This window comes from Candidatus Pelagibacter communis, from assembly GCF_001179845.1.
Taxonomy (GTDB): Bacteria; Pseudomonadota; Alphaproteobacteria; order Pelagibacterales; family Pelagibacteraceae; genus Pelagibacter; species Pelagibacter ubique_Q.
Genome location: NZ_CVSB01000026.1, coordinates 1 through 22,995, shown reverse-complemented (window position 1 = coordinate 22,995; position 22,995 = coordinate 1). Strand labels below are relative to the sequence as shown.

At 31.0% G+C, this 22,995-nt stretch carries 27 protein-coding genes; 19 read left to right on the top strand and 8 right to left on the bottom strand.

Going from position 1 to position 22,995, the window contains the following annotated elements:
- Positions 1-12 precede the first annotated feature (12 nt).
- Positions 13-1,518 (bottom strand): UxaA family hydrolase, encoded by a 1,506-nt coding sequence (locus tag AMN81_RS01520; protein ID WP_072090467.1) that lies wholly within the window; start codon positions 1,516-1,518, stop codon positions 13-15.
- 46 nt (positions 1,519-1,564) lie between these two features.
- Between AMN81_RS01520 and AMN81_RS01515 the strand changes: the two genes are divergently transcribed.
- The 13 genes from AMN81_RS01515 (at position 1,565) to AMN81_RS01455 (ending at position 15,924) form a co-directional block, all read left to right on the top strand.
- Positions 1,565-3,349 carry an IlvD/Edd family dehydratase gene (locus AMN81_RS01515; protein ID WP_072090377.1) on the top strand — a complete coding sequence of 595 codons (1,785 nt, stop codon included), beginning with the start codon at positions 1,565-1,567 and terminating at the stop codon, positions 3,347-3,349.
- Position 3,350: 1 nt separating this feature from the next.
- Positions 3,351-4,319 (top strand): 2-hydroxyacid dehydrogenase, encoded by a 969-nt coding sequence (locus AMN81_RS01510; protein ID WP_072090376.1) that lies wholly within the window; start codon positions 3,351-3,353, stop codon positions 4,317-4,319.
- A gap of 120 nt (positions 4,320-4,439) precedes the next feature.
- The gene (dctP, locus tag AMN81_RS01505) at positions 4,440-5,456 is read left to right on the top strand and encodes a TRAP transporter substrate-binding protein DctP (protein ID WP_072090375.1); all 1,017 of its coding nucleotides are present in this window, start codon (positions 4,440-4,442) and stop codon (positions 5,454-5,456) included.
- Between the two features lie 57 nt (positions 5,457-5,513).
- Positions 5,514-6,083 carry a TRAP transporter small permease subunit gene (locus AMN81_RS01500; RefSeq protein WP_072090374.1) on the top strand — a complete coding sequence of 190 codons (570 nt, stop codon included), beginning with the start codon at positions 5,514-5,516 and terminating at the stop codon, positions 6,081-6,083.
- Position 6,084: 1 nt separating this feature from the next.
- Positions 6,085-7,401 (top strand): TRAP transporter large permease, encoded by a 1,317-nt coding sequence (locus tag AMN81_RS01495; protein ID WP_072090373.1) that lies wholly within the window; start codon positions 6,085-6,087, stop codon positions 7,399-7,401.
- On the top strand, positions 7,398-8,267 hold the full coding sequence (locus AMN81_RS01490; protein ID WP_072090372.1) for an NAD(P)-dependent oxidoreductase: 870 nt from the start codon (positions 7,398-7,400) through the stop codon (positions 8,265-8,267). The genes AMN81_RS01495 and AMN81_RS01490 overlap by 4 nt, the downstream gene beginning before the upstream one ends.
- Positions 8,264-9,007, top strand: a complete 744-nt coding sequence (locus AMN81_RS01485; protein WP_072090371.1) for an SDR family oxidoreductase — start codon at positions 8,264-8,266, stop codon at positions 9,005-9,007. Before AMN81_RS01490 ends, AMN81_RS01485 begins: the two co-directional genes overlap by 4 nt.
- Positions 9,008-9,028: 21 nt before the next feature.
- Positions 9,029-9,871 (top strand): fumarylacetoacetate hydrolase family protein, encoded by an 843-nt coding sequence (locus AMN81_RS01480; protein WP_072090370.1) that lies wholly within the window; start codon positions 9,029-9,031, stop codon positions 9,869-9,871.
- 6 nt (positions 9,872-9,877) lie between these two features.
- A complete protein-coding gene (locus AMN81_RS01475) occupies positions 9,878-11,050 on the top strand; it encodes a mandelate racemase/muconate lactonizing enzyme family protein (RefSeq protein WP_072090369.1) in 1,173 nt (390 codons plus the stop codon).
- Complete coding sequence (locus tag AMN81_RS01470; protein WP_072090368.1) at positions 11,043-11,954, top strand: SMP-30/gluconolactonase/LRE family protein; 912 nt, start codon at positions 11,043-11,045, stop codon at positions 11,952-11,954. Before AMN81_RS01475 ends, AMN81_RS01470 begins: the two co-directional genes overlap by 8 nt.
- On the top strand, positions 11,929-14,619 hold the full coding sequence (gene ppc, locus AMN81_RS01465) for a phosphoenolpyruvate carboxylase (protein WP_072090367.1): 2,691 nt from the start codon (positions 11,929-11,931) through the stop codon (positions 14,617-14,619). Before AMN81_RS01470 ends, ppc begins: the two co-directional genes overlap by 26 nt.
- Positions 14,620-15,327: a cytochrome c biogenesis CcdA family protein gene (locus tag AMN81_RS01460; protein ID WP_072090366.1), complete on the top strand. Its 708-nt coding sequence runs from the start codon at positions 14,620-14,622 to the stop codon at positions 15,325-15,327.
- Between the two features lie 9 nt (positions 15,328-15,336).
- Positions 15,337-15,924 carry an FMN-dependent NADH-azoreductase gene (locus tag AMN81_RS01455; protein ID WP_072090365.1) on the top strand — a complete coding sequence of 196 codons (588 nt, stop codon included), beginning with the start codon at positions 15,337-15,339 and terminating at the stop codon, positions 15,922-15,924.
- On the opposite strand, the gene AMN81_RS01450 is transcribed toward AMN81_RS01455, so the two are convergent.
- Entirely contained in the window at positions 15,914-17,017 is a 1,104-nt protein-coding gene (locus AMN81_RS01450) for a TauD/TfdA family dioxygenase (protein WP_072090364.1), read from the bottom strand. The genes AMN81_RS01455 and AMN81_RS01450 overlap by 11 nt on opposite strands.
- A 67-nt stretch (positions 17,018-17,084) precedes the next feature.
- Here AMN81_RS01450 and AMN81_RS01445 point away from each other — a divergent pair, with 67 nt between their 5' ends.
- From AMN81_RS01445 to AMN81_RS01435, 3 genes are read left to right on the top strand one after another with little or no spacing between them, the layout of a single operon-like run.
- On the top strand, positions 17,085-17,891 hold the full coding sequence (locus AMN81_RS01445) for an inositol monophosphatase family protein (protein WP_072090363.1): 807 nt from the start codon (positions 17,085-17,087) through the stop codon (positions 17,889-17,891).
- Positions 17,888-18,451 (top strand): DUF924 family protein, encoded by a 564-nt coding sequence (locus AMN81_RS01440; RefSeq protein ID WP_072090362.1) that lies wholly within the window; start codon positions 17,888-17,890, stop codon positions 18,449-18,451. Before AMN81_RS01445 ends, AMN81_RS01440 begins: the two co-directional genes overlap by 4 nt.
- A 1-nt stretch (position 18,452) precedes the next feature.
- A complete protein-coding gene (locus AMN81_RS01435) occupies positions 18,453-18,824 on the top strand; it encodes a DUF952 domain-containing protein (RefSeq protein ID WP_072090361.1) in 372 nt (123 codons plus the stop codon).
- Here AMN81_RS01435 and AMN81_RS01430 read toward each other — a convergent pair.
- The 4 genes from AMN81_RS01430 to AMN81_RS01415 are packed head-to-tail and all read right to left on the bottom strand — an operon-like array spanning position 18,803 to position 20,062.
- Positions 18,803-19,138, bottom strand: coding sequence for a DMT family transporter (locus AMN81_RS01430; RefSeq protein WP_072090360.1), 336 nt, complete (start codon positions 19,136-19,138; stop codon positions 18,803-18,805). The genes AMN81_RS01435 and AMN81_RS01430 overlap by 22 nt on opposite strands.
- A 2-nt stretch (positions 19,139-19,140) precedes the next feature.
- Complete coding sequence (locus AMN81_RS01425) at positions 19,141-19,368, bottom strand: DUF2798 domain-containing protein (protein ID WP_072090359.1); 228 nt, start codon at positions 19,366-19,368, stop codon at positions 19,141-19,143.
- Between the two features lie 2 nt (positions 19,369-19,370).
- Positions 19,371-19,703 (bottom strand): DMT family transporter, encoded by a 333-nt coding sequence (locus AMN81_RS01420; protein ID WP_072090358.1) that lies wholly within the window; start codon positions 19,701-19,703, stop codon positions 19,371-19,373.
- Positions 19,704-19,741: 38 nt separating this feature from the next.
- The gene (locus AMN81_RS01415) at positions 19,742-20,062 is read right to left on the bottom strand and encodes a nuclear transport factor 2 family protein (protein WP_072090357.1); all 321 of its coding nucleotides are present in this window, start codon (positions 20,060-20,062) and stop codon (positions 19,742-19,744) included.
- An 85-nt stretch (positions 20,063-20,147) separates the two neighbouring features.
- Here AMN81_RS01415 and AMN81_RS01410 point away from each other — a divergent pair, with 85 nt between their 5' ends.
- Positions 20,148-20,564: a hypothetical protein gene (locus AMN81_RS01410; protein ID WP_072090356.1), complete on the top strand. Its 417-nt coding sequence runs from the start codon at positions 20,148-20,150 to the stop codon at positions 20,562-20,564.
- Here AMN81_RS01410 and AMN81_RS01405 read toward each other — a convergent pair.
- On the bottom strand, positions 20,561-21,562 hold the full coding sequence (locus tag AMN81_RS01405; RefSeq protein WP_072090466.1) for a cysteine synthase A: 1,002 nt from the start codon (positions 21,560-21,562) through the stop codon (positions 20,561-20,563). The genes AMN81_RS01410 and AMN81_RS01405 overlap by 4 nt on opposite strands.
- Positions 21,555-22,139 (bottom strand): serine O-acetyltransferase EpsC, encoded by a 585-nt coding sequence (epsC, locus tag AMN81_RS01400; RefSeq protein WP_072090355.1) that lies wholly within the window; start codon positions 22,137-22,139, stop codon positions 21,555-21,557. The genes AMN81_RS01405 and epsC overlap by 8 nt, the downstream gene beginning before the upstream one ends.
- Positions 22,140-22,213: 74 nt before the next feature.
- On the opposite strand from epsC, the gene AMN81_RS01395 reads away from it, so the two are divergent.
- Together AMN81_RS01395 and AMN81_RS01390 are read left to right on the top strand one after the other, a co-directional pair.
- Positions 22,214-22,624 (top strand): VOC family protein, encoded by a 411-nt coding sequence (locus AMN81_RS01395; RefSeq protein WP_072090354.1) that lies wholly within the window; start codon positions 22,214-22,216, stop codon positions 22,622-22,624.
- Between the two features lie 101 nt (positions 22,625-22,725).
- On the top strand, positions 22,726-22,995 hold a 270-nt coding region (locus AMN81_RS01390; RefSeq protein ID WP_306452590.1), incomplete at its 3' end, for a glycine betaine ABC transporter substrate-binding protein.

The window sequence follows — 22,995 nt, the reverse complement described above, 5'->3', positions numbered from 1 at the left end:
AGGAAAAATAAATTACATTACAACGCCAACTTGCCAAGGATTAAACTCCTCGTCACCGTAGCCGTTGATTTCACTTTTTGATTTATTCCCTGAGGCAGTATTTACAACTAATTCAAATATTTTTTGACCAACTTCTTCAACTTTTTCTTTTCCTTCAGCAATTGTACCACAATTAATATCCATATCCTCTGACATTCTTTCAAACATCGCTGAGTTTGTTGAAAGTTTTAAACTTGGAACTGGTTTACAGCCAAAGCAAGATCCACGTCCTGTTGTAAAACAAATAACATTAGCACCTGATGCAACTTGACCAGTTACAGATACAGGGTCATAACCAGGAGAATCCATAAAATTAAAACCTTTATTTTTTAAAGGTTCAGCATAATGCAATACATCTTGAAGGATTGAGTTTCCTCCTTTTGCAACAGCGCCTAAGGATTTTTCCAATATGGTTGTAAGGCCACCTTTTTTATTTCCTGGTGCAGGATTGTTATCCATAGAACTATTATTAATTGAAGTATAATGTCTCCACCATTCAATTCTTTTTATTAGCTTGTCAGCAGTCTCTTGTGAGCTTGCTCTATTAATTAATAAATGTTCAGCTCCATAAATCTCTGGAGTTTCTGATAAAATTGAACTTCCACCTTTTTTAACCAAGAGATCTGCTGCAACTCCTAGTGCAGGATTTGCGGTTATTCCTGAATATCCATCTGAACCACCACATTGAAGAGCTAAAGTTAGATGACTTACTGGTTGTGAGGTTCTTTGAACGTTATTAGCATCTGAAAGCAAATTTTTAATTTGAGATAATACTTTTTCGACTATTTTTTTAGTTCCACCTTCATCTTGGATAGTTAGAAAATGAATTCGGTTATGTTTTTTTAAAGACTCATCAAATAAACTGACTTGCGCACATTCGCATCCTAAACCTATAACAAAAACATGAGAAAAATTGGGATGATTTTTAAATCCATCTATAGTTCTTTGAAAAATTTGCATTCCTTCACTTTCAGTATTCATTCCACATCCTGTTGAGTGAGTAATTGGAACTATGCCATCAATATTTGGATAATCTTTTAAAATGTCAGAATATTTAATCCTCTCAACTATCATTTTAGTGACAGTAGCTGAGCAATTTACAGTACTTACAATTCCAATGTAATTTCTGGTAGCAACCTGTCCATTATCTCTTAAAATTCCATTAAAGAAGGTGTCTGCTTTTTCATCAATAACATGTTTTTTATCAGTAACTTTAAAATCTCTTTTAAATTCTCTAAATTCTAAATTATGAGAATGAACATGTTGTCCTGGTTTAATATCATCTAAAGCAAATCCAATAATTTGATCATATTTTATGATTGGATCACCTTTTTTAATAGTTTTTAAACAAACTTTGTGTCCAAAAGGGATCGGATCAATAGTGCTGATCTCATAACCTTCAATTTTAGTTTTTTCAGGAATAATAAATTGGCTAACGCCCACATTGTCATTCTTGTTTAAAACTATTAGATTATTCATAAATTTATTATATAACCAATAACTTAAACAAACCATTATTTAAATTATGCCTAAAAAAAGAAAAAAGAGTTTCCGAAGTCAACAGTGGTTTAATAATCCAAAAAACCCTGACATGACAGCCTTATATCTAGAAAGGTATTTAAATTATGGTCTTACAAGAAAAGAATTACAATCTGGCAATCCAATTATAGGAATAGCACAATCTGGCAGTGATCTATCTCCATGCAATAGACATTTCATGTCTTTGAGTAAAAGAATAAAAGATGGAATTAGAAGAGCAGGTGGCATACCAATGGAATTTCCTACTCACCCAATTCAAGAAACTGGAAAAAGACCGACAGCAATGTTGGATAGAAATCTTTCTTACTTGTCACTAGTTGAAGTTTTATATGGATACCCAATTGATGGAGTTATCTTAACAACAGGATGTGATAAAACTACTCCGGCAGCTTTAATGGCTGCAGCAACTGTAAACATTCCAGCAATAGTTTTGTCAGGTGGTCCAATGTTAGATGGAGTTTACAAAGGAAAATTAGCTGGATCAGGAATGGTAGTTTGGGAAGCAAGAAAAATGTTAGCCAAAGGAGAAATTAAATACGAGGAATTTATGGATATGGTTGCATCTTCTGCCCCAAGTGCTGGACATTGTAATACAATGGGAACAGCTTCTTCAATGAACTCTGTTGCTGAAGCGCTAGGTATGTCTTTACCAGGGGGTGCTGTTATTCCAGCTCCTTATAGAGAGAGAGAACAAATTTCTTACGAAACAGGAAAAAGAATCGTTGGAATGGTTCATGAAGATTTAACCCCATCAAAAATTATGACACGTAAAGCTTTTGAAAATGCAGTAGTTGTTGCAAGTGCTATTGGTGGATCTAGTAATTGTACAGCTCATCTAAGTGCTATTGCAAAACATATGGGAATTAAATTTGACCTTTCTGATTGGCAAAAACTTGGGCACAACATTCCTTTATTGGTAAATTGCCAACCTGCAGGAGAATACTTAATGGAAAGTTTTCACAGAGCTGGAGCAATACCTGCGGTAATGAAAGAATTAATTAAAAACAAAAAAATTCATACAAAAATAAAGACAGTTACAGGAAAAACTGTAGGAGAAAATTTAAGAAAGAAAGTTGATGTAGATAACAAAGTAATTAAAACATTTAAGAATGCATTGACTGAAAAAGCTGGTTTTTTAGTTATGAAAAGCAACTTTTTCTCATCTGCTATTATGAAAACATCTGTAATCAGTAATGAATTTAGAGATCAATATTTATCAAATCCTAAACACCCAAATGTTTTTGAATGTAAAGCTATAGTTTTTGAAGGTCCCGAGGATTATCACAAAAGACTTAATGATAAGAAATTAAAAATAGATGAAAATTCTCTATTAATTATTAGAGGTTGTGGACCCGTTGGTTATCCTGGATCAGCCGAAGTAGTTAACATGCAACCACCAGATAGATTATTAAAAAAAGGAATTAGACATCTACCAACTTTGGGTGATGGAAGACAAAGTGGAACATCAGAAAGTCCATCAATCTTACATGTTTCACCAGAGTCTGCAGTAGGTGGAGATCTTGGAATTGTTAAAACTTACGATAAAATAAAAATAGACTTAAATAAAAGAAGAGTTGATTTATTGATTTCTCAAGCTGAGTTTAAAAAACGAAGAAAAAATAAAAAAGTATTTAAACCAAATAATCAAACTCCTTGGCAGGAAATATTTAGGAATACTGTTGGTCAATTGGATGATGGTGCATGTATTAATTCTCGAGGTAAATATTTAGACGTCTCACATACCAAAGGTTTACCAAGAGATTCTCACTAATATGAAGCCGAAAATATTAGTTTCTAGAAAAATCTCAGATTTAGCAGAAGAAAAACTTCAAAAAGAATTTGAAGTAACTCTTAATCCAAAAGACGAACCTATTCCAGAAAGTGAATTAATTAAAATTGTTAATGATTATGATGGTATGATATCAACAGGTTTTGATAAAATTGGTGAAAATTTTTTTAAAAATTTAAATGGCAAATTAAAAATTATAGCTCAGGTTGGTGTTGGATATGATAATATTTCAATTAAATCTGCTGAAGAAAAAAAAATTAAAGTAACAAATACTCCCAATGTATTAAATGAGGCAGTAGCTGAAACCACTATACTTTTGATTTTAGCTGCATCTAGAAGAATTGGTGAAGCCTATAATTTAGTCAGAGCAGACAATTGGAAAAATCAAAAACCAGATTTAACTAAATTTATGATTGGAAATTCTGTTACAGGTAAAACCTTAGGTATTATTGGTATGGGTCGTATTGGAAGAATAGCTGCAAAAAGTGCTAAGGCTTTTGGAATGAAGATAATTTATTACAACAGAAATAAACTCCCTGACGATCTAGAGGATGGAGCAAAGTATTTTTCTGATATTAAGACTATGCTACCAGAGTGTGACTTTGTAAGTATACACACACCAGCAACAACTGAAACCAAACATATTCTTAATTCTTCAACAATAAGCTTGTTACCAAAACATGCTGTAGTGATAAATACTTCAAGAGGATCAACTGTTGATGATGATGCTTTGATAGATGCATTAGAAAACAAAAAAATTTATGCAGCAGGTTTAGATGTTTTTAATAATGAACCAAACTTAGATAAAAGATATTTAAAATTAGATAATTGTTTTGTTTTGCCTCATATTGGAAGTGCAACACATGAAACAAGACTAGCTATGAGCATGATGGCTGTCGACAATATCTTCTGTTTTTTCAATAAAAAACCTCTTATTTCAGAAGTAGTTTAGAACAACTATAAGTTGTTTAGTTAATATATATAATTTCTATATATAAAAGTTAAACGAAATTATTGATCTCAAAAATCTTTTATGATTAACTTTCGAAAAAACATAAACGAGAGGAAGATAATGTTTAAACTTATATCTAAAACTATAGCAGCTGTGGCTATTGTTTCAGTAGCTTTATTTGGCTCTGCTAATGCAAAGACTTTAAAGATTGAAACACACTTTACAGCTAGTTCACCAAATGGTGAAGTTGCTGCTCAATTCGCTAAAAACGTAGAGAAGTTTTCTGGCGGAAGCTTAAAAGTAGAAATGTTCTACTCATCATCAGTAACAGGTAAATCTGCTGAGGTGTTTAACTCTGCACAAACTGGAATTATCGATTGTGATATGACTGGTGCTGGTTACCAAACTGGTAAAAATGCAGCGTTCCAATTTGCAGGTGATGTAATGGGTGGATACGATAACCCATATCAACAATATGAATTCTTGAATTTCCCAGGAGCTCAAGAAGCTGTTGATGCACTTTATAACAAATATGGAATGACATTAATTGGTTGGTGGATACCAGGACATGAGTCTTTAATATCTAGCAGACCAATTCCGGATGTTGCTTCATTAAAAGACTTTAAATTTAGATCACCTCCAGGAATGGAAAGTATGATCTTTACAGCATTAGGTGCTAAGCCAATCGTAATGGACTTTGGTGAAGTTCCAACTGCTTTACAAACTGGTCTAATCGATGGTGCTGACTATTCATCTTTAGCTACAAACTATGCTGGTGGACACTATGAGCAAAACAAATATGCTACATACCCAGGTTTCCACTCTATGCCAGCTGACCACTTGGCTTGTAATACGAAAGTATGGAAGAAGTTAAAGAAGCATGAAAAAGGTGCTATGTTAGCAGCAATAGAAATTGCTGGAAGAACTATCACTAGCTTAGTTGAAAGAAAAAATGCTGAAGCTGTTAAAGCTTTAAACGAAATGGGCGTTACTCTTCACGACTGGTCTAGAGAAGACAGACTTAAATTCAGACAAGCTGCACTTGCTGCTTGGGAAGAATGGAAGACTAAATCTCCAGAAGCTGCGGCACTTATTGAGATACACAAAGCTTATATGAAAGCTAACGGTATCATGTAATAAAAAAAATCTTGAAGGGCCTGCAAAGGCCCTTCGATTTATTTAAATTTTTACTCAATGATCGATAAAGAATTACAAGAACAAAATGAAAAAGTCGCGAGTAAAGATGATTTTCCAATAAATTGGATAGATAGAGTTTCCTTATTTTTAAGTCACACAATTAAATATCTAATTCCTGTAATTGTAATTGTGATGATGTATGAAATTTTTATGAGATATGTGTTGTTTAAACCAACTTTGTGGGCAAATGAACTATGTTTATGGCTTGCCGGAGTTTGTTATTTAGTTGGCGGTATATATGCAACAAGATTAAGAAGCCATATTAGAATAGTATTATTGTATGATTGGGTTAGTAGACCAACACAGAGAATTTTTGACCTAATTAGTACTTTAATTATTGTTCTTTTCGCTGCAGCTGTAATTTATGGGGGTATGGAAGATGCATACAGATCATTTATAAATTGGGAGAGATTTGCAACTTATTGGGATCCACCAATTCCAGCTACTATGAAGCCACTAACACTTCTATGTGTTTTTCTTATTGCTGTTCAATCTGTAAATAATTTGATTATTGATTGGAGAAATCCTAAGGAAAAACAATACGATCCTTCTAAAGAATTAAAATAAAATGGATATAGGATCACTTTCGATAATACTTATAGTAGGATTATTATTGCTTATATCTATAGGTGTTCCTATGGGTTTTGCATCTGGTTTTATGGGTGCAGTGCTAGTATTTTTATACATAGGTGAACATGCATTAGGAATATTACTTTCTAGGTATTACTCATTAGTTGTTACCTATTCATTTTTATCAGTACCTTTATTTATCTTTATGGCCTCCTTGCTTGAACGTTCAAATATAGCAAGAGATCTTTATGATGCGTTAAATGCGTGGTTAAGAAAAACTAGAGGTGGTGTTGGTGTAGTAACTGCCATTATGGCAACAATTATGGCGGCGATGAGTGGAATTATTGGTGGAGAAATAGTTTTATTAGGTTTGATCGCATTACCTCAAATGTTGAGATTAAAATATGATCAGGATATGTCGATAGGTATTATATGTGCATCAGGATCTTTAGGAACCATGATACCACCTTCAATTGTTTTAATTATTTACGGATTAACTACTGAAACTTCAATTACTATGTTGTTTCAGGAAGCTATTGTTCCTGGTTTAATGATTTCAGGTTTAATTATTACATACATTTTAATTCGAACAAGATTGCAGCCGCATTTAGCACCTTTAAGTGATGAACCAGCTTTAACTTTTAAAGAGAAAATGTCTTACCTTCCAGGTCTTTTACCACCGATCGGTATAGTAATAATTGTATTAGGTTCAATATATTCTGGAATGACAGGAATTACAGAAGCAGCTGGTATGGGCGTGGTTGCTACATTAATCATAATTTTTGCAAGAAAAGAACTTACGTGGTTTTTATTTAAAGATGCATTAACAAGAACTTTTAAAGCATCAGGAACTATTTTAACAATTACTTTTGGTGCTACAGTTTTAGCAGGTGCTTATTCTCTTGCAGGAGGTCCAAAATATGTAGCAGAAACTATTTTGGCTTATGATTTAAAACCAATGTATTTAATTTTCATGATGCAGATTATGTTTTTGATTATGGGAGCATTTATGGATTGGGTTGGAATTGTATTGTTAGCAATGCCTGTATTTTTACCAATAGTTATTGCTCTAGGATTTGATCCTATTTGGTTTGGAATATTATTCTGTGTAAACATGCAAGTTTCATTTTTAAGTCCACCGTTTGGACCTGCCGCTTTTTATTTAAAATCTGTTGCACCTCCACACATTTCATTAACAGATATATTTAGAGGTTTTGCCCCATTTATAGTAATTCAGTTAATTGTGTTAGCATGTGTTATGTTCTTCCCAGAGGCGATGACACAAAACTTCCACGAGTTTAGACCAAAACCATGATGAAAATAGGGTTTATTGGAACAGGCCTTATGGGTCTTCCAATGGCTAAAAATTTATTAAAATCTGGTTTTAAATTAAAAGCATTCAATCGTTCAATTAGTAAGGCAGAACCTTTAAAAGAATTTGGGGCCGAAATATCAAAAACTTTAGGTGAAGTTGTTAAAGATAATGACTTTATTATTACAATGTTAACAGACGATAGCGCTGTTGATTCAATAATGAATAATTTAGATTTATTAGACAATTTAAAATCTGGATCAACTGTTATTGATATGAGTTCGGTTAAACCAACGATAGCAACAAAATATGGAAACATTCTAAAATCAAAAAATGTAAATTATTTAGATGCACCGGTTTCAGGAGGAACAATTGGAGCTGAAGAAGCTTCATTAGCTATAATGGTTGGGGGAGAGCAAATTGTCTTTGATAATTCTATAAATATTTTAAAAGCTATGGGAAATCCAACTTTGGTTGGACCAATTGGTAGTGGACAAGTTTCAAAGTTAGCAAATCAAATTGTAGTAGGAGTTACCATAGGAGCGGTTGCAGAGGCAATAACTTTATGTGAAAAAGCTGGAGCTGATCCAGTAAAATTAATTAAAGCTCTTTCTGGAGGTTGGGCAGATAGTAAAATTTTACAAACTCATGGAAGAAGAATGATAGATAAAGATTTTACCCCAAAAGGCAAAACATCTACCCATTTAAAAGACATGAATAACATTTTGGAGTGTGCAAATTCATATAATACTCATTTACCTATTTCAAATTTAGTGAAAGAAATGTATAAATCCTTGGTCGATAATGGTCATGGAAACACTGATCATAGTTCACTTTATAATGAAATCGAAAGGATAAATAAAAAATGAGTGGAAGATTAGAAGGTAAAAAAATTCTCGTAACAGCAGCAGGCCAAGGTATTGGAAAAGCAACAGCAATAGCATTTCATAAAGAAGGTGCTCATGTAACTGCTACTGATTTAAATGACAAAACTTTAGCTGATTTAAATAAAGAATTTCCTGAGATTAAAGTGCAAAGGCTAGATTCAACAGATAATAATGCAATTTTAGAATTTACAAAAACTTTAGATAGAGTTGATGTTTTATTTAATGCTGTTGGATTTGTTCATCATGGAACAATATTGGAATGTGATGAAAAAGATTGGGATTTTTCTTCTAATGTAAACGTAAAGTCGATGTACTTTATGTGCAAAGCTATTTTACCTTTAATGATCAAACAAAATGGCGGAAGTATTATTAATATATCTTCATGCGCATCCAGTTTTAAAGGTTTTCCAAATAGATTTGTTTACGGAACAACAAAGGGCGCAGTTATTGGTTTAACAAAAGCGATTGCAGCAGATTTTGTTAAAAAAAATATTAGATGTAATTCTATTGCACCAGGAACAGTTTATTCACCTTCTTGGCAAGATAGGGTCAATCAAAGTCCAGATCCTGTTCAAGCAAAAAAAGATTTTATAGCAAGACAACCTATGGGAAGATTAGGCACTGCTGAAGAAATAGCAGCTGTGGCTGTTTATTTAGCAAGTGATGATGCAACATTTACAACTGGAAGTACAATTCATGTTGATGGTGGAATTTCAATATAATTAAATAACAAAAGGAAAAATATGAAATTATTAAGAGTAGGAAATAAAGGAAACGAAAAACCAGGTGTTTTAGATAAAGATGGTATAATAAGAGATGTTAGTTCTCATGTTAAAGATTTAAATCCTGATCATTTAAATTTTGAGACTATTACTAAATTACAAAGTGCTGATTTATCTTCTTTACCAGAATTATCTGCAAGTGATCGAATAGGATCTTGTATTACTAAGCCGGGTAAATTTGTTGCAATTGGATTAAATTATTCTGATCACGCAGCTGAAACAGGTGCTGAGGTTCCATCTGAACCAATTACTTTTATGAAAGCCACAAGTTCAATTAATGGACCAAACGATGATATTGAAATAGTTTCAGGATCAAAAAAACTTGATTGGGAAGTTGAATTAGGAATTGTTATAGGAAAAGAAACAAAACATATCTCTGAGAGCCAAGCTCAAAATCATATTTTAGGTTATTGTTTAGTAAATGATATCAGTGAAAGAGAATGGCAAATTGAAAAAATGGGTCAATGGGTTAAAGGAAAATCTCATGATACTTATGGACCAATTGGACCTTACTTAGTTACAAAAGATGAAATTGCAGATGTTAATAATTTAAAAATGAGTTTAGATGTTAATGGTACAAGAATGCAAACAGGTAACACAAGCACAATGATATTCAATGTTGATATAATTGTATCTTATTTAAGTAAATTTATGTCTCTTCAAGCTGGCGATATAATTACAACTGGAACACCTCCAGGTGTTGGAATGGGTATGAAGCCGCAACAATTCTTAAAAGCAGGTGATACAATGAAATTATCAATAGAAAACCTAGGAGAGCAAAACTCGAAGGTAGTTGCTTTATAATCTATTGTGAAAATAACTTCTATTAAAAGTCATGTACTTAGATATGAGTTAGAAAAAGAACTTGGCTATTCACAACAGTATTATAAACATCGTACAGCCCATCTTGTTGAAGTTCAAACAGACGAAGGAATAACAGGTTGGGGTGAATGTTTTGGTCCTGGAAATATAGCTTTAGCGAACAAGTTTATTGTTGAAAAGGTTATACAGCCTTTAGTAATTGGTGAAGACCCTTTAAACAAAGAACATATCTGGCAAAAAGTATACAATCTTTTAAGAGATAGTGGTCAAAAGGGCATGCCAATTCAAGCATTATCAGGAGTAGATATTGCTTTATGGGATATTCTTGGAAAGAAAACAAATGCTCCTCTCTATCAACTTGTAGGGGGTAAATGTAATAATGAAGTTCCAGTGTATGGATATGGAATGATGTTACAAAAAAAATCAGTTGATGAATTGATCGCCCTGTTCAAGGAAGAGTCTAAGAAAATAAAAACAAAAAATTTTAAAGCAATGAAAATGAAAGTTGGATTAGGTCCAAACGAAGATTTAAAGTTGGTTCAAGCTGTAAGAGACACTGTTGGAAAAGATTTTAAATTAATGGTTGATGCAAATCACGCTTATAATTTGAAAGACGCTCTTTATGTTGGAAAAGGTTTAGATGAACTAGATATTTATTGGTTTGAAGAACCTGTAGCTCCTGAAGATTATGAGGGTTACAGAGAATTAAAACAAAAAATCTCTACTAGCATTGCAGGAGGAGAAGCTGAATTTACTAAATATGGCTGGAATAAATTAATATCAAATAAATGTATTGATATAGCTCAACCAGAGGTTTGTGGACTTGGCGGCATTACGGAGTATTTAAAAGTTGCAGCACTAGCGCAAGCAAATTTTATACCAGTAATTAATCATGTATGGGGCTCTGCAGTTAGTATTGCAGTTAATCTTCATTTGCTGACAGCACAACCAGATATGCCTGGTGGTTTATTTCCATCAAAATCAATGCTCGAGTTTGATACTACAGAAAAAAATATTTTTATCACAGATTTGCCAAAGGAGGAATTTTCAATTTTAGATCAAGTTAAAAACAATAATGGTTTTGCATCAGTAACTGATAATATAGGTATTGGTATTAATCCCGATGAAGACTTTATAAAAAAGTTTGAAGTAAATGAATAAAATAATAACCTCAGAACCAAAACCTATTTGGAAAATAAGATGTACTTTGGGTGAAGGAACGTTGTGGGTTAGTGAACATAACTCAATTTATTTTGTAGATATTAAAAAAAAGAAAATTTGCTCTTTCAACATTAAAAATAAAAAAAAGAAAATCTTTAAAGTAAACAAAGAAATTGGTTTTATTACTCATATCAAAGATCATATTTTTATTTTAGGGTTACAAGGTGAACTAAGAATTCAAAATTTAAAATCCAAACAAATTTTAAAGTCAATTAAGATAGAACCAAACTTGAAACTAAATAGAATTAATGATGGAAAAACAGATCCTGCTGGAAATCTTTGGTTTGGCACCATGGACAACCTGGAAAGAAAAATTGAAAAAGGTTCTTTATACAAATTAGATAAAAATTTTAATTTAATAAAAGTTGATAAAAATTATAGAATTACAAATGGACCAGCATTTATTGATCAGTATAATTTTTATCATACCGACAGCTCAAAAAAAAATATTTATAAAATCAAAATAAACAAAAATAATAAAATTATTAGTAAAAAAATATTTAAAAAATTCTCAATCCAAGATGGTGCACCTGATGGTATGACTTTAGATAAAAATAAAAATTTATGGGTAGCACATTTCCATGGTGCTTGTATTTCTGTTTTTAATCAAAAAGCAAAATTAATTCACAAAATTCGGTTTCCAGCAAAAAATATAACTAATTGTGCATTTGGAGGTAAAAATACAAAAGAACTTTACGTTTCAACGGCTACAAAAGGGATGAGCAAAGCAGATCTGCGAAAATTTAGATATTCAGGATTCTTTTTTAGTGTAAAAACAAATGTAAGAGGAGTTTTACAAAAAAAATTTATTATAAGTAATGAAGAAAAGAGATCTTTACTATGAGCGAATACCAACAAAGCTTTTAAGAGAAGATATTAGATTATTAGGAACTTTTCTTGGAAGAGTAATTAAAGATCAAGAAGGACCAGCTTTTTTTAATATTGTTGAAAAATTAAGATTACTTTCAAAAAACACATTATTAGACAAAAATAAAAGTAAAGTTTTCTCAAAAATATCAAAAGAAGTAAAAAAACTTTCGCCAGAAAAAACTTTTAAAATCACAAGGGCTTTTTCGCACATTCTTAATTTGATGAATTTGGCCGAGTCTTTAGATGCATCTAGAAAACTAAATGAGTATGAAAATCCTTATTTTAAAAGCAAAAGTCAAAATTTATTTATAGAAGATATAATTGAGAGTCTTTTTAAAAATAAAAAAATTTCAAATAATAAAATTTATGATTTAGCTACCAAGCTAGATATTGGGATAGTTCTTACTGCTCATCCAACAGAGGTTAAAAGAAGAACTTTAATTCAAAAATACGCAAATTTAATATCAATAATGGAGCAAAGACATCTCTATAAAAAATACCCCTCAAAAATCATAGAATTAGATAGAAAACTATATTCGGAAATAGCAATAATTTGGAAAACTGATGAACTAAAAAGAACTAAACCTTCTCCATTGGATGAAGCAAAATGGGGACTGGCTGTAATTGAAGATAGTTTGTGGGATACTATTCCTAAGGTTTATAAAAGATTGAATGATATTTTTAGAAAAAATTTAAACAAAGACTTGCCTAGAAATTTTAATCCTATTCAATTTGGTTCGTGGATGGGTGGAGACAGAGATGGAAATCCAAATGTAACTTCAGAAGTAACTAAGAAAGTAATTTTATTTTCTAGATGGCAAGCTGCAAAACTGTACGAGAAAGAACTTACTCAATTAATTCAAGATTTATCCATGGAAGAATGTTCTCCTGCAATCAGTAGAGTTACTGGAAAAAGTTTTGAACCATATAGAGTTTATTTAAGACCATTAAGAGACAAAGTAAGAAATACTCATCAATTAATAGAAGCACACATAAATTTAAACAAGCCTTTAGATGAAAAAAAATTACTCCAAGATAAATATGAAATTATTAACCCTTTGAGAGAAGTAAGAAGTTCTCTGAATCAAAACAAAGGTCAACATATTGCAAATGCTGATTTACTAGACTTAATTAGAAGAGTTAGATGTTTTGGAATAAATCTTGCAAGATTAGACATCAGACAAGAGTCTGATCGACATGAAAAACTTTTAAATGAAATCTTTAAAAAGAAAAATAAAATAAATTATTCCTCTCTAAGTGAAGGTGAAAAAATAAAACTTTTAAATAAAAATATTAAACAAGGAAAAAATTTTGTAGATAAAATAAATATTCGAGATAAAGAAAACAAAGAGGTATGGAATACTTTTAAACAAATTGCTAAAGAACCAACCCAATGTCTTGGTGCTTATGTAATATCGATGACATCCACAGCATCTGATATTTTATCTGTTTATTTTTTACAAATGCAGGCACAAACAAAAAATTTATTAAGAGTTGTTCCACTTTTTGAAACTCTGGATGATTTAAAAAATGCTAACGGTGTTATGACAAACTTGTTCAAACTTTCATGGTACAGAAAAATGATTAAGTCAAAACAGGAAGTCATGATTGGATATTCAGACTCCAGTAAAGATGCTGGAAAATTGTCTGCAAGTTGGCATCAATATAAACTTCAAGAAGAGCTTAGAAATTTAGCTAAAAAATATAAAATAGATCTTGTTTTCTTTCACGGCAGAGGCGGATCTCCAGGAAGAGGAGGTGGTCCAATACAGGCCACTTTAAAGTCACAACCTTCTGGTACAGTTAACGGAAAAATTAGAATTACCGATCAAGGAGAAGTAATTCAGCAAAAGTATGGCTATAAACCTTTAGCTGAGTACAATTTATGTAGCTATATAGGAGCTGTAATGGACGCTTCTTTAAACCCTCCACCAAGATCAAAAATTAATTGGCGTGAATTAATTCAAAAAATGTCAGAAATTTCTACATCTTCATATAGAAAATATCTAAATCAAAGCGAGGATTTTATTCGTTACTTCAAAACAGTTACGCCACATAAATCACTAGGAAAACTTGCAATTGGATCAAGACCAACCAAAAGAAAGAATGTTGATAATATTCAAAGTTTAAGAGCTATTCCTTGGGTATTTGCTTGGACACAAATTAGATTAATGTTACCCGCTTGGCTTGGTACAACTGAAGCACTTAGATATGGTTCAATTAAAAAGTTTAAAAGAACAATGACTGATATGGAAAGAAATTGGCCATACTTTGTATCAACGATGGATATCCTAGATATGGTAATTTCTAAGGTGGATCCAGAAATTTCAGTTATTTATGAAAATAACTTAGCTGATGCCTCATTAAAAAGAATTGGTAAAAAATTAAGATTTCAATTTGAGGCACTGGTCAAATTGCATAATAAAATTACCCCGAAAGAAGTGGTAAAAGAGAGAAAAGAATTTAGAAAAGCTTTATTTATAAGAAATAACTATACAGAGATGTTAAATATACTTCAGGCAAATGTAATGAACAAACTAACAAATAAAAAATATAAAAATTTAGAAAAAAAATTCCTTGAAGATGCTTTAATGACATCGATTGCAGGTATTTCTGCAGCAATGAAAAATACTGGATAAATGTTTGAATACCTAATTGCTTTTGGAGCAGGACTTATAAGTTTTTTATCTCCATGTGTTCTACCTTTAATACCTGGATATATTTCTTATATCTCTGGCCAATCTTTACAAGAAATTTTAAATCAAAAAAAAATCAATTTTTTTCCATTAATTTTATTTTGTTTAGGGTTCTCAACTGTCTTTGTTCTTTTAGGTGCATCAGCATCTTTTTTGGGACAGACATTACTACAAAATTCAGAAGTGTTAAGAATTTCAGCAGGAATAGTAATCATAATTTTTTCTCTTCAATTAATTGGAATTATCAATATTCCATATTTAAATTTTGAAAAAAGATTTGATGCAAAAGAATCAAGAAATATTCTTTTTCCATATGTGATTGGTGTTGCCTTTGGTTTTGGCTGGACACCATGTATTGGTCCAATTTTAGGTTCAATTTTAGCTTTGGCATCTATTGAAGAAACTTTATCAAGAGCTGTAATCTTGTTAATTTCTTATTCATTAGGTCTCGCTATCCCGTTTGTCTTGTCTGGATACTTAATTCAAAGGTTCTTATTATTTTCTAAAAATTTTAAGAAAAACATAAATTTAATTTCAAAAATTGGCGGAATAACTCTGCTAATTACAGGTATTTTAATTTTAACTAATCAATTACAAGCAATAGGATTTTATATAATTGAAATCTTTCCATTTATGCAAAAATTCGGATAAAAAGTATTAATGAAGATTTATCAAATAGATTCCAGCGCTAGAAAAAAAGGCTCTACCTCTAGAGCTTTAGCAAAAAAACTTTTAGATAAAATTAAAAAACCAGAAGATGAAGTAATTTATAGAGATTTAGATGATGAGATGCTTTTTGTAAGTGGGCTTACAGAATCTGGAATGAACATAGATGAAAAAGATCAAACAGGAGAACATAAAAAAATGTTTGAGCTTTCTGACAAGCTTGTAAAAGAATTAAAAGAGAGTGATATCATAATAATTTCAGCGCCAATTTATAATTATGGACCTCCAGCAACTCTTAAAGCTTGGTCGGATTTAGCTGCTCGTATAGGTGAAACTTTTAGATTTAAACCAAATGGTAGAAGAGAGGGGTTGTTAAAAAACAAACATGCTTATCTAGTGATTACTTCTGGAGGAACAAAACTAAATAGTTCAGAAGATTTTCTTACTCCTTGGTTAAAATTTATTCTTAACTTTTTTGGTATAGAAAAAGTAGATATAATTAGTGCAGATCAAATGGCACTAGATTATGAAAAATCAATCAAAGAGGCTGAAGCGCAAATAGAAAATTTGTTTAAAGATTAAACTTTCTTTTTAAGTGCCTAAGTTTTCCCTCGGTACTATCGTAATCAATATAACAACCTTGTAAAAATCTCTCACCTTCCTTTGTCTCATAAGCTGTTCTCCCATGGAGTAGTCTATGATTATCCATCATCATTAAGTCTTTTGGCTCAAGTTTAAATTCAATTCTATATTTATCTGAATTATACATTTCGGATATTTTTTTCCTTGCTTGGTAGTAAAGATCTAGTTTTTCTTTTTCTAAAATTGGAACATAGTCTAATCTAGGACTAAATCTTACCTGCTTGAAACTTTTATCCTCATTTAGTTCAATCAAAGGAGAGATAGTTTCTAAAATTACTTCTTTATCTATGAATCTAAATCTAACTTTTACTTCAGTTAAAATTTTATAAAATTCTGGATATTGATTTTTTAAATCTTCAGTAACTGTATAACCATCTACTAAAGTAGATAATCCTCCTGAAACTTTACTTTCTATACAATGCAAAAGTTGAATACATGGAACAGGATTTCTATAAGGATTGTCGGTATGAGGTGCCAAAGCTAATGAAGTATAAGCAAGATCATTTGGATCAGGTTTAGATTTTACGTCAAAATATTCACCAAAATTTGTTCTTCGAACACTGCCTATTGAATTTGCAAATTCAACAATATAATTTTTAGATGTTGGAATATTTTTTACTATTACAAAACCAAATTTATAAAATGAAACAAGCAGATCATGCATCTCTTTACTTTCATAAAAATTTTCTTGGTATTCAAAATTTTTTATATTTTTTAATGTTGAGTCCCATTTAGTTTTTTCAATAGATCTAATTACAATATCTTCTTTAGAAAATTCAGAAGCAATTTTATCAATTTCAAGTTTTGAATTAACACCATCATTAAAATTAACCTCTAGGTATTTTTCATTAAGGTTTACTTTATTTATTGAAACATCATTACTTAAAAATGTAGGATCAAAAAGTCTTTGCTGAGTTCCTTTATCTAAATATTCCTCACCATTAACTCTTTCTCGTAACCAGAATGGGTGAATTTCTTTTTTTTCAGACCCATTATTAAAATAAACCTTATTTTCAATTAGCTCAATTTTCATAATAGTAAGCTAAGGATTATTTAAAATTTAACTTTAATCAACATAAATTAAATAGTAAGAGTTCATTGTGAAAAAATTTGATACAAAAAAATATCCAATATATGCAAGCTTTTTAAATCAACTTGCTAAAGATTTAACTAAGTTTTATTACGCTAAGTTAGATAAACCATTTAAGATAACCAATAAGATGAAAGGCAAAGGTTACGATCCTGTAACAACATCAGACAAAGCCTTTGAAAAATTTATAAGATCTAAAATTTCAAAAAAATTCCCAAATCATCAAATTATAGGAGAGGAATACGGTCATAAAAATACAAAGAGTGAGTTTTCATGGGTGATTGATCCAATTGATGGAACCAGATCATACGTTGTAGGTAATCCTAGTTGGAGTAATCTTATTTCATTAAATTACAATGGAGAACCAATTTTAGGATTAGCAAATTTTCCTAAAATGAGAAAATATTATTTAAATATAAACAAAAATTCTGCATATGTTTTTGAAAATAATAAAAAAAGAAAACTTAAAGTTAACTCAAAATTAAATTTTACGAATGCAAAATTAGCTGCCGCATTTCACAATCAATTAACTTTAAAACAGCAATCTAAAATTACAAAATTTATAAAAAGAATGCAGTTTCCTTGTTTTGATGCATTGACTTATTGTCAATTAGCAGAAGGTAGACTTGAAATGGTTGCACAATGCGCGAACAAAATTTGGGATATTCATCCAATAATGCCAATCGTTAGAGCAGCAGGAGCAATAGTAACGACCTGGGGAAACAAAAACCCTGTTGTTGGAGGAAATATTATTGTTTCAAATAATAAAGCCAATCATAAAAAGATTTTAAAATTATTAAAACCTTTAGCTGAATGATACCGGAAAGAGCACAAGTAATTCTAGATTTCTGGTTTAAAGAAACCCCTTCTGAAATGCGGTTCAAAAAAAATGAAAAGTTTGATCAAAAAATTAAAGATAATTTTTTAAAAGATTATGAACATGCTTGTCAAAATGAATATGATGATTGGCAAGATAATCCTATGAGTTGTTTGGCGTTAGTAATTTTATTTGATCAGTTTTCAAGAAATATGTTTAGAAATGACAAAAAAGCTTTTGCTCAAGATCAAAAAACTAGATTGATTGTAAACGATGCAGTTTATTCAGGTTATTTAGAAGCTATGAATGTAAATCAAAGATTTTTTATGTTGTTACCTTTAATTCATAGCGAGGAAATCAGCGATCATGAAATGGCCTATTACTTGTTAAACAAATATTTAAGAGAACACGAAGGATACAATGAAATAAAAAAATTTTGGCAAGATCATACAAAAGCAATCAGACAATTTCATAGATATCCTCATAGAAATCAAATTTTAGGAAGAGAATCCACTGAAGAAGAAATAGAATTCTTAAAAGGTCCAAATTCTTCTTGGTAAAATGAATTTAGAATTTATTTTCAAAGTTATAGATAAAGATGAGTGGCAAAAGGCTAAACAATCTGGAACTTATGGTGGATCAGAAAAAGATCTTAAAGATGGCTATATTCACTTTTCTGAAGAGGATCAGGTAGAGGAAACTTTAAATAAACATTATTCTAAAAAAGAAAATCTAGTTTTGTTAAGAGTAAATGCATTTAACCTTGAACATTTATTGTGGGAGCAGGCATCTAATGGAGATATGTATCCTCATTTATATTCACCTTTAGATACTAGTACAGTGGTTGGTGAATACGAATTACCATTAAATGAAGATGGAAGACATGAGCTTCCAGAGATTTTAAAAAAGTATCAGTTTAGTCGTCCAAGATAATTAACCATTATTACACCAATAATAATTAAAATTATTCCAATTATTCCATAAAGATTAGGTACTTGATTAAATTTTAATACTGCAAAAAGAACAACACCTGTAACTGTTAAACCACTATAAGTAGAGTAGGCAAATCCAACTGGTAGTGCAGACATTGCTTTTGCAATTGAAAACATAGTAATACACATAAACAAAATACATAAAACAGATGGAGTTAATTTAGTAAATCCCTCAGAAATTTTAGCAAAACTATTTGATGCGATACCAAATATAATTCCGTTAGCTAAAAATAAATACCCTAACAACGGTTTCATAATTATTCTTTTGACGCAATTTTATTTACCAATGGTCTCATTAAAGGAGCTAGAGTAAATGCTGCTATTAAAGCAATTGGATAAGCAAACATTATAGAATATCCCCATCTAAAAAAGAAACCATCTGACACACCTGTATTCACTGCTACAACAACACCACTCATAATAACACTCATACCTAAGGACATTAAAATCATAAATAAGGGTTGAGCATATTTTTTATTAATCATAATTAATTATTACCTAACAGGTTGACCATTAAAACACCAACAATAATAAAAGCTAAACCAAATAATGAGTATAAATTAGGTACTTGATTAAATCTAATTACTCCAACCACCACTGTTGCTATAATTGTTAAGCCCGCAAAGGACGCATAAGTTATACCCATCGGAATATTTTTCATTACCAATGAAAGAGCATACATACACAGAACAATTGTAATAGCAGTGATTATACTCGGAACAAGTAAAGTAAACCCTTCAGCACTTTTTGCAAAACTATTTGATGTAACTCCAAGAAAAACAGCTACACCTAAGAATAAATAAGAAGTGGCAAGACTCATTTTATAATCTTAAATGAAATCTCGCAAAATATATATAATTATTTTGGCATTGGAGTAGCACCAGTTTCTAAACTTATGATTTTACCTTTATCATATTTATAAACTGCCATTACCGCCTCAACATTTCCATCGTTAAATGTAACAAAAGCATGGTGAATTCCAACTTCGTCATTCTCGTAAATAATTCTAACTTTATCTTGATTGATATCGCCACTCATAGCCCACTTAATGACATCACTTTTTGTTAAAACATTTCCTGATTTATGCATCGTAAATTTAAAATCATCATGCAAAAGCTCATTCATTGCTGATTCGTCTTTATTTTTTAGTGCAGCACTATATTTTTCTAATATAGACATATTTTCTCCTGTTGCTTTATTTTATAGATAAATTCTAGCAGATTTAGCTATTTAATTCGATTTTAATTTTTGATAAAATTTATTTATGATTGAAAAATTTAATGGAATATTTTATTTAATCGTTTTTCTTATTCACTTCATAATTTTTGCTGCATACGCTTACCAAACTGTTTTTGCTACAAAGAAATTTTTAGATAAATTTGGTATGGACGATTCAGGCGCTATAATGACAAGATTTTTTGGATCATTATTTATCGGAGCAGTAGTTATGGCTTTTTGGGTTGGCTTCATAAGACCTGATGGACTTCAAGGAACATGGGCTTTTTTTAACTTAGTATTTTTACAAAACCTTTCAGCTTTTTGTGTGGGAATTTATACAATTAAAATAAATAAGTTAGGTCATACTCCTCAAACATCTATTGAAGGAGTGATTGCACCAGGTATTTTAACTTTATTGAGTGCAATACTTTGTTACGGATTAGCTGATAAAATTTATATCTAAAACCAATTAGGTACTGGTAGACCTTTATCTTCTAGGAATTTTTTATTGAACATTTTAGTTGCGTATTTATCACTTCTATCACAAAGAATTGTTACAATAGTTTTACCAGGCCCTAATTCTTTACCCATTCTTATTGCTCCAGCGATATTGATACCACAACTAGTACCTAAACTCAGGCCTTCATTTTGAATTAAATCATAAAGTATAGGTAGTGCCTCATGATCATCTATAGAATAAGCATCATCAATCTTAGCCTCACCAAAGTTAGCTGTTACTCTGCTTGAACCAATTCCTTCAGTAATTGATCCTCCTTCTGATTTTAGTTCACCATTCTTTATATAATTATACAGAGCAGAACCCTTTGGATCAGATAAGTAAATTTTTATATCTTTATTCTTTTCTTTAAGAGCATTGCTAACTCCAGAAATAGTTCCACCTGTTCCTGAAGAACACACAAAGCCATCAACTTTACCTTCAGTCTGTTCCCAAATTTCTTGTCCTGTACCTTCATAATGACCTTTAGCATTAGCTGTATTATCGAATTGATTAGCCCAAATTACACCGTTATTATTCGTTGGTCTTAATTCATCTGCAAGTCTAGCTGCTACTTTAACAAAATTGTTATCATCTTTATAAGGTTTAGGTGGTACTAATCTTAATTCAGCTCCAAGATTTCTAAGTAGATCTTTTTTTTCTTGGGTTTGATTATCATTCATTACAATGATTGTTTTATAACCTAAGGAATTTCCTAATAGACCTAAACCAATTCCAGTGTTACCAGCTGTTCCTTCAACAACAGTTCCACCTTTAGCAATTAATTTTTTTTCTTGAGCATCTTTAATTAATGCAAGGGCAGCTCTATCTTTTACTGATCCTCCTGGATTTAAAAATTCTGCTTTTCCATAAATATTACATCCAGTAATTTCTGAAGCAGCTCTTAGTTTGATTAGGGGAGTGTTTCCTATACCTGAAATAAAATCGTTTTGTGTGTTATTCATTATCTGATTTTTTATCACTATCAGGTGTAATACCATAAGGTTTAAATTCACTATCAGCAATTCCAACACTTCTTGCTGGAATTCCAACCATAACAGCATTTTCTACAACGTCTTTAGTGATTACTGCATTAGCTCCAATTCTTGCACCTTTACCAACCACTACTGGACCTAATACTTGTGCACCTGAACCAATTACCACATCCTCTTTTATAGTAGGATGTCTTTTAATATTACGTTGATCATTTGAATTTATACTAGGTGCAATTCCACCTAATGTAACCATATGGTAAATAGTTACATTATCACCAATCTCAGACGTTTCTCCAATCACAACTCCCATTCCATGATCGATAAATAAATTTTTTCCAATTTTTGCATTTGGATGAATTTCAATACCTGTTAAGAATCTTGAAAATTGAGAAATGATTCTTGCAATTAGATGAAATTTTGCAGTACTAAAAAAGTTTGCTAGTCTATGAAAGAATACCGCTTTTACTCCCGGGTAAGTTAAAATTAAACTTAGTTTAGATTTTGCCGCAGGGTCTCTATCAATTATTGATTGTAAAAAATTGTTCATTATTAAATTTTTTTCTGATTTGTTTTAAAAACAGGCTTTATATAGTGATTAAATTCATATATTAAAGTCTAATTATGTACAAAAACACTAATTGTTTTCATTTAGCAATACCTTGTGGAGATTTAGAAGTTGCAAAAAAATTTTACAGCGAAACCCTAGGATGCAGATTAGACAATTCTGCTCAAGAATGGGCTGATGTTGATTTTTGGGGTAATGAATTAACACTTCACAAAAGTGAACACAAATTAGACAATGAAAGACATGATGTGGATATGGGCAATGTATCAGTTCCTCATTTTGGAGTTCATTTATCTAGAAAAGATTTTGATGCTCTTAAACAAAGATTAAAAGATAGTGGTACAAAATATTATGATGAACCTTATCTAAGATTTAAAGGTACTAAGTACGAACAAGAAACGTTCTTTGTGAAAGATCCAAACGAAAATATTTTAGAGATCAAAACTCTTACGGCAAATCCAGAATAAACTATATTTAGTTATTATACTCTTTTTTTATAACTTTATTTTCTTTGACTCGTTATCTCAATTCGCGTTAAGCTTAATTTATAAATTTAAAAGGAGATAATATGAGAATAATTAAAACTACACTTGTAGCTGGGTTAATCTCGATTTTAGCAATGTTCTCTGCACAAGCAGAAAAGGTTAAAATTGGAGATCCAGGCTGGACAGGTGCTACAGCTATTGCAAATTTATTAGCAGCAGTTGTTACAGATAAAATGGGTGGAGAGGCTGAGCTTGTTCCTGGAAACAACACAGCAATTTACGCAGCGATTGATAGAGGTAAGGGTGAAATCGATGTGCATCCTGATATTTGGTTACCAAACCAAGAAGCTTAT

Bases quoted from the DNA above. Each gene is read 5' to 3' on its own strand.
- AMN81_RS01415 (WP_072090357.1), bottom strand. From the start codon at position 20,062: ATGTCTATATTAGAAAAATATAGTGCTGCACTAAAAAATAAAGACGAA.
- AMN81_RS01460 (WP_072090366.1), top strand. From the start codon at position 14,620: ATGTTTGAATACCTAATTGCTTTTGGAGCAGGACTTATAAGTTTTTTA.
- AMN81_RS01425 (WP_072090359.1), bottom strand. From the start codon at position 19,368: ATGATTAATAAAAAATATGCTCAACCCTTATTTATGATTTTAATGTCC.
- AMN81_RS01520 (WP_072090467.1), bottom strand. From the start codon at position 1,518: ATGAATAATCTAATAGTTTTAAACAAGAATGACAATGTGGGCGTTAGC.
- AMN81_RS01470 (WP_072090368.1), top strand. From the start codon at position 11,043: ATGAATAAAATAATAACCTCAGAACCAAAACCTATTTGGAAAATAAGA.
- ppc (WP_072090367.1), top strand. From the start codon at position 11,929: ATGAAGAAAAGAGATCTTTACTATGAGCGAATACCAACAAAGCTTTTA.
- dctP (WP_072090375.1), top strand. From the start codon at position 4,440: ATGTTTAAACTTATATCTAAAACTATAGCAGCTGTGGCTATTGTTTCA.
- AMN81_RS01490 (WP_072090372.1), top strand. From the start codon at position 7,398: ATGATGAAAATAGGGTTTATTGGAACAGGCCTTATGGGTCTTCCAATG.
- AMN81_RS01455 (WP_072090365.1), top strand. From the start codon at position 15,337: ATGAAGATTTATCAAATAGATTCCAGCGCTAGAAAAAAAGGCTCTACC.
- AMN81_RS01440 (WP_072090362.1), top strand. From the start codon at position 17,888: ATGATACCGGAAAGAGCACAAGTAATTCTAGATTTCTGGTTTAAAGAA.
- AMN81_RS01500 (WP_072090374.1), top strand. From the start codon at position 5,514: ATGATCGATAAAGAATTACAAGAACAAAATGAAAAAGTCGCGAGTAAA.
- AMN81_RS01515 (WP_072090377.1), top strand. From the start codon at position 1,565: ATGCCTAAAAAAAGAAAAAAGAGTTTCCGAAGTCAACAGTGGTTTAAT.
- AMN81_RS01485 (WP_072090371.1), top strand. From the start codon at position 8,264: ATGAGTGGAAGATTAGAAGGTAAAAAAATTCTCGTAACAGCAGCAGGC.
- AMN81_RS01495 (WP_072090373.1), top strand. From the start codon at position 6,085: ATGGATATAGGATCACTTTCGATAATACTTATAGTAGGATTATTATTG.
- AMN81_RS01480 (WP_072090370.1), top strand. From the start codon at position 9,029: ATGAAATTATTAAGAGTAGGAAATAAAGGAAACGAAAAACCAGGTGTT.
- AMN81_RS01395 (WP_072090354.1), top strand. From the start codon at position 22,214: ATGTACAAAAACACTAATTGTTTTCATTTAGCAATACCTTGTGGAGAT.
- AMN81_RS01420 (WP_072090358.1), bottom strand. From the start codon at position 19,703: ATGAGTCTTGCCACTTCTTATTTATTCTTAGGTGTAGCTGTTTTTCTT.
- AMN81_RS01405 (WP_072090466.1), bottom strand. From the start codon at position 21,562: ATGAATAACACACAAAACGATTTTATTTCAGGTATAGGAAACACTCCC.
- AMN81_RS01450 (WP_072090364.1), bottom strand. From the start codon at position 17,017: ATGAAAATTGAGCTAATTGAAAATAAGGTTTATTTTAATAATGGGTCT.
- epsC (WP_072090355.1), bottom strand. From the start codon at position 22,139: ATGAACAATTTTTTACAATCAATAATTGATAGAGACCCTGCGGCAAAA.
- AMN81_RS01510 (WP_072090376.1), top strand. From the start codon at position 3,351: ATGAAGCCGAAAATATTAGTTTCTAGAAAAATCTCAGATTTAGCAGAA.
- AMN81_RS01430 (WP_072090360.1), bottom strand. From the start codon at position 19,138: ATGAAACCGTTGTTAGGGTATTTATTTTTAGCTAACGGAATTATATTT.
- AMN81_RS01410 (WP_072090356.1), top strand. From the start codon at position 20,148: ATGATTGAAAAATTTAATGGAATATTTTATTTAATCGTTTTTCTTATT.
- AMN81_RS01435 (WP_072090361.1), top strand. From the start codon at position 18,453: ATGAATTTAGAATTTATTTTCAAAGTTATAGATAAAGATGAGTGGCAA.